Raw genomic sequence first — 1,738 nt, 5'->3', positions numbered from 1 at the left:
GCGCCCGTTGCCGTCTCGCGGCGCGGGCTGCATAGTTCAAATCGTAGTCTCCGGCTACGGGGGCTGTCAGGGGCAATGCCATGAACCGTTCATTCGCCGGGCGCGCCGCGCTTTGGATCGGCGCTTACCTGTTCGTCGTACTCGCCCCGCTCTTTGCGCTCCTTCTCGGCGACCATCCTCCGGCGCGGGATTTCTGGACAGAATTCGCTGACGCTATCGCCTATGCAGGTCTCTCTATCATTGGGTTGCAATTCGGACTTACCGCCCGGTTTCGATTTATAACCCAGCCTTGGGGCGAGGACGTCATCTACTATTTCCACCGCCAGCTGACTTGGGTCGCGCTGGCGCTAGTTCTCGCCCATCCTGCGATCCTCATCTGGGTGAGGCCCGCGCGGATCGCCGCACTCAACGTGTTCGCCGCTGGGTGGCGAGTCAAATACGCGAATTTTTCGATCTATGCGCTCGTCGCGTTGACGGCGCTCTCCTATGGGCGCAAGCGGATCGGTCTGTCCTACGAGGCTTGGCACGCGACCCATATCGTGCTGGCGCTGCTGGCTGTCGGCTTCGGGCTCGCGCATGCGATCGCCTTCGGCTTCTATCTACAGTCGCCGCTCAAGTCGGGCCTATGGGTCTCGCTGGTCATTGTGTGGATCGGCGTCCTGGTCTACACGCGGATCGTGCGCCCTTACTTTTTCCTGCGCCGGCCCTACCGGGTCGAGGCGGTTCGCCGGGAGCGCGGCGACAGCGTCACGCTGGCGCTTCAGGCCGACGGACACGACGGTCTGAGTTTCGCGCCTGGGCAGTTCGCTTGGCTCTCGACCGTCACGCCGCTCCAAATCACCGGCCACCCCTTTTCCTTCGCCTCCAGCGCCGATGTTCACGGGCGGATCGAGCTGACGATCCGCAACCTCGGCGACTTCACCGCCGCCCTCGGCTCGATACGGATCGGCCGGCGCGTGTGGCTGGACGGTCCTTATGGCGCCTTCACAATGGACGAGGCAGATGACCCCCCGGTCCTGATCGCGGGTGGGATCGGGATCACGCCGATGATGAGCATGCTGCGCACGATGGCGGACCGCAGCGACCGCCGCCGCATCCTCCTCATCTACGCGAACCGGAACTGGGAGGACGTGACGTTCCGCGAGGAACTCGAGGCGCTCGAGACGCGGCTCGATCTCGAGGTCGTCCACGTTCTCGAGGAGCCGCCGCCCGATTGGACCGGCGAACGCGGACGCCTTTCTCTCAAGACGCTGAAACGCTGCGTCCGTGCGCCTTTCGTGGAGCGCAACTACTTCATCTGCGGACCGGAGCCGATGATGGACGCGGCCGAAGCGGCGCTCGCCGAACTGGGCGTCCCGATTTCCCGCTATCATTCCGAGCGATACAGCTTCGCCTGAGGGAGATTTCGATGCGGCGCATCTACGCCTTGAGGCTGGTCATCTCGACCGCCCTCGCCCTCGTCGCGCTGTCAGCGCTCTTTGCGGCACTGAGGACCTTGGAGTGATAAGCGAGGAGGACTTGCTTCGCCGATTTACCGCGGCAAGCTCGGGCAGCCTTCCTGACCACAAAGATTACTAAGGGGACGAAAAGATTAGGGGTCTAGCCCGGATAATTCACGGCGTGTGATTTTTGGGCTGGCGGGCATAGCTTAAGGCCATGATAAGGCGTAGGATTCGGGTGTCTAAGCCAACCCTTCACACGTTTCACGCCAGCCACGCCCGCCATGATCGACAATACG

The 1,738-nt window shown here is 62.9% G+C and carries 1 protein-coding gene; it reads left to right on the top strand.

Features of this window, described 5'->3' with window-relative positions; all coding sequences use genetic code 11:
- The first annotated feature begins 80 nt into the window (after window positions 1-80).
- Window positions 81-1,397, top strand: coding sequence for a ferric reductase-like transmembrane domain-containing protein (locus QZY01_RS08930; RefSeq protein ID WP_294536087.1), 1,317 nt, complete (start codon window positions 81-83; stop codon window positions 1,395-1,397).
- Window positions 1,398-1,738: the final 341 nt, after the last annotated feature.

This window comes from uncultured Rhodoblastus sp. (assembly GCF_903903185.1).
Taxonomy (GTDB): domain Bacteria; phylum Pseudomonadota; class Alphaproteobacteria; order Rhizobiales; family Beijerinckiaceae; genus Rhodoblastus.
Note: the sequence above shows the minus strand (reverse complement) of the source record. Positions and strands in the feature narration are given on the sequence as shown.

Bases quoted from the DNA above. Each gene is read 5' to 3' on its own strand.
- QZY01_RS08930 (WP_294536087.1), top strand. From the start codon at position 81: ATGAACCGTTCATTCGCCGGGCGCGCCGCGCTTTGGATCGGCGCTTAC.